Origin of the sequence: Campylobacter sp. IFREMER_LSEM_CL1846 (assembly GCF_025772105.1) — a bacterium.
GTDB lineage: Bacteria > Campylobacterota > Campylobacteria > Campylobacterales > Campylobacteraceae > Campylobacter_D > Campylobacter_D lari_D.
Genome location: NZ_JAKMRM010000002.1, coordinates 145,028 through 154,123 on the forward strand (window position 1 = coordinate 145,028; position 9,096 = coordinate 154,123).

Annotated in this window: 11 protein-coding genes; 9 read left to right on the forward strand and 2 right to left on the reverse strand. The window is 27.8% G+C overall.

The features are described from left to right. Positions 1–45: 45 nt before the first annotated feature. A complete protein-coding gene (locus L8W40_RS01990; protein WP_133319065.1) occupies positions 46–669 on the reverse strand; it encodes a TetR/AcrR family transcriptional regulator in 624 nt (207 codons plus the stop codon). A gap of 1 nt (position 670) precedes the next feature. Next, positions 671–2,044, reverse strand: coding sequence for a cytochrome c oxidase accessory protein CcoG (gene ccoG, locus L8W40_RS01995; protein ID WP_263664533.1), 1,374 nt, complete (start codon positions 2,042–2,044; stop codon positions 671–673). 185 nt (positions 2,045–2,229) lie between these two features. Here ccoG and rpsU point away from each other — a divergent pair, with 185 nt between their 5' ends. The 9 genes from rpsU (at position 2,230) to L8W40_RS02040 (ending at position 9,065) form a co-directional block, all read left to right on the forward strand. Then, positions 2,230–2,442, forward strand: a complete 213-nt coding sequence (rpsU, locus tag L8W40_RS02000) for a 30S ribosomal protein S21 (protein ID WP_002780697.1) — start codon at positions 2,230–2,232, stop codon at positions 2,440–2,442. 42 nt (positions 2,443–2,484) lie between these two features. Further along, a complete protein-coding gene (locus tag L8W40_RS02005; RefSeq protein WP_263659242.1) occupies positions 2,485–3,090 on the forward strand; it encodes a LysE family transporter in 606 nt (201 codons plus the stop codon). A 76-nt stretch (positions 3,091–3,166) separates the two neighbouring features. After that, positions 3,167–3,787, forward strand: coding sequence for a UPF0323 family lipoprotein (locus L8W40_RS02010; protein ID WP_133319062.1), 621 nt, complete (start codon positions 3,167–3,169; stop codon positions 3,785–3,787). A gap of 11 nt (positions 3,788–3,798) precedes the next feature. Next, complete coding sequence (locus L8W40_RS02015) at positions 3,799–4,971, forward strand: glutathionylspermidine synthase family protein (RefSeq protein ID WP_258107722.1); 1,173 nt, start codon at positions 3,799–3,801, stop codon at positions 4,969–4,971. 3 nt (positions 4,972–4,974) lie between these two features. Continuing rightward, positions 4,975–5,907, forward strand: coding sequence for a D-2-hydroxyacid dehydrogenase (locus L8W40_RS02020; protein ID WP_263664534.1), 933 nt, complete (start codon positions 4,975–4,977; stop codon positions 5,905–5,907). Beyond that, positions 5,897–6,388 carry a YajQ family cyclic di-GMP-binding protein gene (locus tag L8W40_RS02025; RefSeq protein ID WP_133319059.1) on the forward strand — a complete coding sequence of 164 codons (492 nt, stop codon included), beginning with the start codon at positions 5,897–5,899 and terminating at the stop codon, positions 6,386–6,388. Before L8W40_RS02020 ends, L8W40_RS02025 begins: the two co-directional genes overlap by 11 nt. Beyond that, entirely contained in the window at positions 6,385–6,864 is a 480-nt protein-coding gene (locus L8W40_RS02030) for a hypothetical protein (protein ID WP_263664535.1), read from the forward strand. Before L8W40_RS02025 ends, L8W40_RS02030 begins: the two co-directional genes overlap by 4 nt. A gap of 8 nt (positions 6,865–6,872) precedes the next feature. Continuing rightward, positions 6,873–8,585: an ATP-binding protein gene (locus L8W40_RS02035; protein WP_220566935.1), complete on the forward strand. Its 1,713-nt coding sequence runs from the start codon at positions 6,873–6,875 to the stop codon at positions 8,583–8,585. Between the two features lie 60 nt (positions 8,586–8,645). Then, positions 8,646–9,065, forward strand: coding sequence for a PepSY-like domain-containing protein (locus L8W40_RS02040; protein ID WP_263664536.1), 420 nt, complete (start codon positions 8,646–8,648; stop codon positions 9,063–9,065). Positions 9,066–9,096: the final 31 nt, after the last annotated feature.

A 9,096-nucleotide genomic window follows, 5' to 3' on the forward strand; every position in this document is an offset into this window, starting at 1 on the left:
AATTTATATTACAAAATTAATAAATACTATTTTATCAATCTTTAGTTAATTAAAATTAACAAGACCTTGAGTAAAAAGCTTTACGATTTTTTTTGCGTGGCTTTGTTGTTCTTTTTTATTCATTGAAACTTTATTTTCAAAAGTGCTTTGTATAAAAAATGTCCCTCTAAGCATAGCGCAAAAAGTATAACTTAAAAATTCAGCATTTTGAGCTAAAATTTCATTTTCTTCTTCAAATCTTTTTCGAAGAACATATTCTACTTCTTTTCTATTGCTTCCTTTAAACCATTTTCCAAAATCAAATTTTTCATTATAAATTTCAGAATACAAAAGTCTTACTATAGCTATAGTTTTGGTGTCGTTAAAAATCCCTAAATAAGCTTTTGCAAATTGATATAAGAATTCTTCTAAATTAGCATCAGGTGAAAGTCGCATATTTTTTTTCAAAATAGCTAAAAAATGATTTTCTGCAAAATCATTTAAAACCGCTTCAAATAAACCTTCTTTACTTTTAAAATGCTCATATACGCAAGAAAAAGATCCACCAGCTTGTTTGATAATATCTTTAAGATTAGTTGCTTCGTAGCCATTTTTTAAAAATGACTCCGCAGCGATTTGTTTGATTTTTTCAAGCCTTGCTTGAGATTTTGAAGAAATTCTTTTTTTCATTTTAGTATTTTTTATGCTCTATGATAGAATTTTTAGGATATACAAAATTACTCTCGCGTAATATGACAATATTTTTATCATCAAGTGCATAGGCTTTGATGGTTAATGGTATTACAGTGTCTTTTCTATCATTATCGGCTAGTTTTTTAGTAGCTTTTAAAACAACTATATGTTTATCTTTTTCGCCAGCTTTTAGTTTAAAAGATTTTTTAGGTCTAATGATTTCTAAGCCATCTTCAATGCCTTGTAATTTCACATCAAAATAATACTCATGAGTTTTATTATCGGTGTTTTGAAATAAAAATACATAAGCATTACTAATAATTAATTCTCCATCATGGGTTTTTCTGATTTGATAAAGCTCACTAGAACGGTTGATATTTAAAAGCATATTTTCTTTTTTACTTCCCATTAAAACTAAAGCCACAAAAACACCACACAAAACAACTAAATATCCAATAGTTCTAAATCTAAAATATTTTACTTTTTCCCTTGTTTCAATAGCTTTTGCACTAGTCCAATTAATTAAGCTAGGACGATTAAATTTGGCTTGAACTTTTGAACAAGCATCGGCACATTCAAGACAATTAATACACTCAAGTTGCATTCCTTGGCGTATATCTATATGTGTAGGACAAATTTTTACACAGGCTTCACATCCTATACATTCACCTTGTGGTGGCTTTTGATAAAGTTTGGTATGTCCATCATAAATCATACCTCCTCTTTTATCATCATATACTACTTGAACGGTGTTATTATCAAACATTACAGATTGAATTCTTGCATAAGGACATACATAAACACAAAATTTTTCACCCAAATATACTATATCAAAAGTAAAAGCCAAAGAAGCACAAAATAAAATCCCTAAAAGCAATAAATGATCAGCAGGATTTTGAATGTATGTAAAAAAATCTTCAGGTGGTACAAAATACCATAAAAATGCACTCATCATTAACAATGAAAAAAGATAAAAAATCACAATACTTAAAGCTTTTTTGACGAAAAATCCACTGACTTGCTTTTGTTTATTTGCTGTGCTTTTATGAATTTTAAAGATTTTTGTTTGCAAAAGATCTCTATAAATAACTCTAGCAATAGTTTGAGGACAGCTCCAAGCACACCAAATTCTTCCTGCTAAAGTAGTAACAAAAAGTATAGTTAAAAACATACCCATGATAACAAAAGGCATTAAATACAGCTCTTGAGTATCAAAAGCGATAAAAAATAAATTAAGTTTTTTATGATCAAAGCTTAATAAAAAGAAATGATTTCCATTTATTTTTATAAAAGGTAGTGCTATAAAAATGATCATAGAAATGATATAAGCTATATATCTTTTTTTAGTATAGTTTGTGATGTGAGCATTCATTTTATTTTCCTTAGAAATATTTCTTTATATTGTAGTATTAGAAAAATTAAATCAAACTTTGTCTTAATTAATAATTTATATTTAATTTTTATTTATATAATTATTACAAAAATAAGTTTTATTTTCAAGAAAATTATGATATAATCTTTATTTTAAAATTTATTTAAAGAAAGGTGGTGAGGGTCGTGCCAGGAATCAAGGTACATCCTAATGAGTCTTTTGATGAAGCGTATAGAAAATTCAAAAAGCAAGTAGATAGAAATCTAGTTGTTACTGAAGTTCGCGCTAGAAGATTTTTTGAGCCTATGACTGAAATTCGCAAAAAACAAAAAATTTCAGCACGCAAAAAAATGCTTAAAAGACTTTATATGCTTAGACGCTACGAGTCAAGACTCTAATACCAAAAAGCCGAGAAATCGGCTTTCTTCGTTAAAATATTTATGTTTTTTTGGATTATAATTATTCATTTTTTCGGACTTATTTTACCAGGACCTGATTTTTTCTTAGTAAGTTCATATGCATTAAGAGAAGGGGTTAAAAGTGCTTTAAAGGCAAGCTTGGGAGTAAGTTTAGCTGTTAGTATATGGATTATACTTTCTATACTCGGATTAAATGTCGTTTTTCATAAATTCCCATTTTTACAAATTATACTATCAAGTTTTGGAGCATTTTATCTTTTGTATTTATCTTTTAAGATTTACAAGAATACAAAAAATGATAAAATTAAAGTTCAAAAAACTTATATATCTGCATTTTTAAGTGGAATGATTACAAATTTATCTAATCCTAAAGCAATTTTTTATTTCGCCAGTGTTTTTGCAAGTTTTGATTTTACACAAATGCGATGGATGCTGATAGTCTTGATATTTGTTTTGATTTTAGAAACTATAATTTATTTTTCTTTGATTTCTTTATTATTTTCTAAACCATTTATGGTAAGAATTTATCAAAAGAATTTAAAACTTATTGATTATCTAAGTGCTTTTATATTTTTTGCTTTTGCTGTGTTTATTTTAAGTAGTAATTTAATGACTATGATAAACTAAAACAATTAATTTTTATTAATACTTTTTTTGTTAAAATCTTATTAAGTTAAATTTATAAATTTTTATAGGAAAGATTATGAAACACATTAAAACTATACTCAAACTTAGTATGATAAGTGGTATTGCTGCAATTAGTGCAGGTGCTTTAAGTGCATGTAGTAATAATACAAATGATTCTAGCAATAACGCTTTAAGTCAAGCGGCAAATACTCAAGGGGCCTTTGTTATTATTGAAGAAACCGCTCCAAATCAATACAAAATCAAAGATCAATTTCCAAGTGATGAAACTAGGGTAGTCTTAAAACAACTTGATGGAACTGAAAGGGTTTTAAGCAAAGAAGAAATGGATAAATTAATCCAAGAAGAAGCCGCTAAAATAGACAATGGTACTTCAAATTTAACAAATCCAAACAATGCCCAAATGAGTAGCGGGGGGCTTTCTTTAGGCGAGACATTGCTTGCGAGTGCAGCTGGAGCTATTTTGGGAAGTTGGATAGGTTCAAAGCTTTTTAACAATCAAAATTTTGCAAATCAACAAAGAGGAGCATTTTCAAATCAAAGTGCTTATCAAAGAAGTGTAAATAGCTTTAATAAAGCAAGTACAAGTGCTACTTCAGGATCAAATGCAAAAAAATCAGGCTTTTTTGGTGGTGGCTCTAAAGCTACTTCAAGCTCTACAAATTCTTTTGGCTCTTAAAAGGTGAAAAAATGAATTTTTTAAAAGTAAATCCTTTAGAAAAATCTTATTTAGAGCAAATAGGTTTTTCATGGCATACGGATAATGATGGAAGTGATTATTTAGATTCTAATTTAGTTTGCGTAAGGGAAGATGAAGCAAATGCATACTACGAAGCAGTTAATGAGCTTTATGATATGTTTGTAGCTGCTGCGCAAGAAGTGATTGATAATGATCGTTTTGACGAGCTTGGAATTCCTTTTAATTTGGTTGATGCGATTAAGATGAGTTGGGAAAATGATGTGCATTGGCATTTATATGGTAGGTTTGACTTAGCAGGTGGGCTTGATGGTAAGCCTATAAAACTAATAGAATTTAATGCTGATACTCCAACATCTTTATTTGAAAGTGCTATTTTGCAATGGGCTATTTTAAAGCAAAACAACCTAGATGAAAGCTCGCAATTTAATAATATATATGAAGCTTTAAGAGATAATTTTAAAAGACTTATAACCTTAGAAGAAGATGTAAGTGAATTTGAAAAATATTATGAAGGTTGGAAAATATTGTTTTCTTCAATTGCAGGTAGTGATGAGGATATGATCACAACAAAACTTTTAGCACATATTGCTAGTGAAGCTGGTTTTGAGAGTGAATTTTCTTATATTGATGAGGTAGAATTTTCACCCGAAGGAATTTTTAAAAATGATGTAAATTTTGAGTATTTTTTCAAACTCATTCCTTGGGAAAGTATAGCTATAGAAGAGGGTGAACTTGCTATGCTCTTAACTCAAATTATGCAAAATCAAAAAGCAATTATTTTAAATCCTGCTTATACTTTACTTTTTCAAAGCAAGGGTATAATGAAAATTTTATGGGAGCTTTATCCAAATCATCCTTTATTGCTTGAAACAAGTGATGAACCTTTAGTGGGTAAAAAATGTGTTAAAAAGCCTGTTTTTGGTAGAGAAGGAGCAAATGTTTCTATTATAGAAGCTAATGGAGATATAAGTTTTGAAACAAGTGGAGATTATCAAAACAATCGTTTTGTGTATCAAGAATTTGCTGAGTTTAATCAAAATGAAAATGATTATTATCAAGCAGGAGTTTTCTTTGCTTATGAGGGTTGTGGTTTAGGTTTTAGAAAAGGTGGTTTGGTGCTTGATAATTATTCTAAATTTGTAGGGCACATTGTTAAAGGATAAAAAATGAAAATAGTATGTTTAGACGCTGCTACTTTAGGTGGAGCTGATTTAACAGCTTTTGAAAGTATTGGGGAATTTATAAGTTATGAACTTACATCTAAAGATGAGGTTATCTCAAGAATATCTGATGCACAAGTTGTGATGATAAATAAAGTCATCATTGATCAAGAAGTTATAGATAACACTAATTTAAAGCTCATTTTGCAGCTTGGCACAGGGGTAAATAATATAGATGTAGCTTATGCAAATTCTAAAGGTATAATAGTAAAAAATGCAGCTGGGTATTCTACCAAAAGTGTTTTAAGTCATACATTTGCTTTGCTTTTTGCTTTTTTAAATCAAATCCCATATTATGATGGATGGACCAAACAAGGGCTTTGGGTAAAAAGCCCAATATTCACTGATTTTAGTAGAACTTTACATACTCTAACAGGAAAAAAACATGGTATTATAGGGCTTGGAGTTATAGGTAAAGAAGTAGCTAAGGCTTCGCAAATATTTGGAGCAAATGTTTGTTATTATTCTACCTCAGGGGTTAATAATGATGATACATATGAGAAAGTAAGCCTTGAAGAGCTTTTAAAAACTTCTGATGTGATAAGTATCCATGCACCTTTAAATGAAAAAACAAAAAATTTATTAAGCAAGAAAGAATTAATGCTTTTAAAAGATGAGGCCATTTTAATTAATGTAGGTCGTGGTGGGATTATTAATGAAGTAGATTTAGCTCAAATTATGGATGAAAAAAATATTAGAGTAGGGCTTGATGTGCTTGAAGTAGAACCTATGGTTGAAAATCATCCTTTGCTTAATATAAAAAATAAAGAAAATTTAATTATCACTCCACATGTTGCATGGGCTAGTGAAGAATCCATACAAAATTTAGTCCAAATCGTATTTAATAGTCTTAAGGAGTTTATAGAAAATGGCAAATGAACATAGTTTTGACATTAGTGGGGAAATTGACAAACAAGAGCTAAAAAATGCTTTAGAGCAAGCTAAAAAAGAGCTTGATAGCAGATATGATTTAAAAGGCATTAAAAGTGAAATAGAGCTAAATGAAAAAGAAAGTATTTATAAGCTTACTTGTTCAAGTGAAGCAAAAATTGAAGTGCTAAAAGATATTGTTATTTCAAAACTTATCAAAAGAGGGATTAACCCTAATGGTATTAAAGAGTTAAACAGGGAGAGTGGAGCAAATTTTAGATTGAATTTAAAAGTTAATGATGCTATTGATGCTGATAGTGCTAAGAAGATTAATAAAGCTATAAAAGATAGTAAGCTAAAGGTAACTTCAAGTATTAGAGGCAATGAAATTCGCGTAGTTGGTAAGCAAATTGATGATTTACAAAGCGTGATGAAAATAGTAAAAGAGCTCAATTTAGAACTTAATCTTAGTTTTAAAAACCTTAAATGATAAAGTTACTTCAAATAGTTTTTTTGTGTTTTGTGTGTGTTTTTTTAAGCTCTTGTGCTTTAAAAAGTAAAACACAATCACAAAGTGCTTATATTGTTTTAAAAACCCCTCAATTTAGATTTGCTGATTATGGCTTTTTATATGAGGGAAAAAATTTTACAAGTTTAGAACTTTATAGTGCCTCTAAGGCTTTACTTGAGTTAAAAATCATGGATAAAATTTGCATTAATGGTGTATGTTATGCAAAAACTTTTTTTAATAAAAGATTTTTTAATAATGAATATTATGATGATTTTTTGCAAGATTTAATTTACAAAAAACCTATTTTTTATGGGAAAAATAAGCAAATCACTTCTTGTGGTTTTACTCAAAATATTATAAGCAAAAATTATGATATTTTTTATGAGGTTTGTGATAAAAATATGAGTTTTAGTGACAAAAAATCTAAAATTAAATTTAGCATAAAATCAATATAAAGGAAAATATGAAAGATTTAAAACTTTTTCTTAATGATACTTTTAAAAGCAATATTTATAAAAACTTACAATGCAGTGAAGATGAAATTTTAATTTTAAAGCATTTGTGTAAAAATTATTTACAAGCAAATGTAAGCATTAATGCCTATAATCTTCTTAGTGAAGTTTTTAAAAATGATGAATATGAGTATTTAGATCATTTAAAAGATCTTAAAAATCTTATAGAAAAAGGTTTTATTATTCAAATTTTTTCTGATTTTAAATCGAGTAAAAACTCAAGTTTATTTTTAAATTTGTTACAATGCGAGTTAAGTTTAAGTGAGGTTTTTTTACAAATTTTAGAAAATAAAACTATACAAGATTTTATGCAAGATCAAATTTATGAAGATCATATTGCATATTTAAAAGATGAATTTTTTAAAATCGAGCTATATCAAAGATTGCGTTTTTTTGCTAAAAGCTCTCAAAGTAAGAATATTAAAAAAGATATAGCTATATTTGAAGCATATATTAAAGAGCGTTTAAAAAAGAGTAAAATTTCTAATGTTTTGGCAGATATTTTTAAAGAGTATGCTTTAAACGATAAAGAATGTTTGATATTTATTAGTTTATTAAAAGAAGAGTATTTGCTAAATACTGAAAATTCTTATAGTAGAGATTTTAATTTTTTACTTCATTTAATTAGCGAAGATGATGTTCAAAAACAAGAAAACAAAGTCTTACTAGAAGAAGATTCTAAGCTACTTAGTTCAAATCTTTTAGAATATGATGAATTTGTTAATTCTTTGGGTGATATAACTAAGATTTTTTATTTAAGTGATGATATTTTACAAAGAATTATTAATTTTAAAGAACCAAAGAAGAATAAAAAAATTAAACTTCAAAATTTAGTTAAAGAACAAGATATTTTTGAGCTAATTGAGCCAAATATTAATATAGATGATGTTATTATGCCCCAAAGCACTAAAGATCTATTGGAAAGTATATTAAAACAACAAGATAAAAAGGTTTTGGAAAGATTAAATAAATGGGGTATAAAAACAAATAAAAACATAGAAGCTAAGATAATTTTCTATGGTCCTGCTGGCACGGGTAAGACTATGAGTGCGCTAAGTATGGCAAAAGCTATGAAAAAATCTATTTTGAGTTTTGATTGTTCTAAAATTTTAAGCAAATATGTAGGCGAGAGTGAACAAAATGTAAGAAAAATTTTTGATACTTATAAAGAGCTTTGTCAAACAAGCAAACAAAGTCCTATTTTGCTTTTAAATGAAGCTGATCAATTTTTAAGTACTAGGGTAGAAAGTAGTGGCGGTGCTGATAAAATGCACAATCAAATGCAAAATATTTTTCTAGAACAAATTGAGCGTTTTAGCGGAGTTATCATAGCTACGACTAATTTTTTAGAAAGTTTAGATGTGGCTTTTTCAAGAAGATTTGAGTATAAAATAGAATTTAAAAAGCCAAATTACGAACAACGCTTGATGATATGGCAAAAAGCTTTACCTAAAAATGCTAAATTTGATGATAATTTTGATTTAAAAAACCTTGCTTTGTATGAGTTAAGTGGAGCTCAAATTGCTATGGTAGTTAAAAATACAGCTTTGAAAGCAGCTATTTCTAAGGACGGTGTTTTTAAAATGAGTGATTTTTTACATACAATAGAAAAAGAAATAGAATCTTCATTTGATAAAAATAAAATAGTTGGTTTTAAAAATTAAATTCACATAAATTTCACAAGCAGTTAATATCATTTTTTACTTTTATTTAAAGGAGAAAAAATGAAAATAAAATTAATGTTAGCTAGTTTAGTTTGTGCAAGTTCTATATTTGCAGATATGGTTGTAAGTCCAAATGCTCTACCTCAAAAAGCTCAAGAGTTTTTAAACACTCATTTTAAAGGTGTAAATGTAGGTTATGTAAAACAAGATGTAGATTCTTATGAAGTAAATTTAGTCGATGGGACTGAAATTGATTTTATCATCAATGGAGACTGGAAAGAAGTTGATGGTAAATACAAAGGCATTCCAACAGGATTTATCCCAAAAGAAATTATTGCAAAAGTACAAGCAGTACAACCAAATGCAGCTATTGTAGAAGTAGATAAAAAAATAAATGGCTATAAATTTAGAACAAACAATATGATGGAAATTTATACAGATTTTAAAGGTAATATTTTAGGCCAAAAATTCGACGATTAATAATCACCAACCCCAGCTTAGCAATTAACAC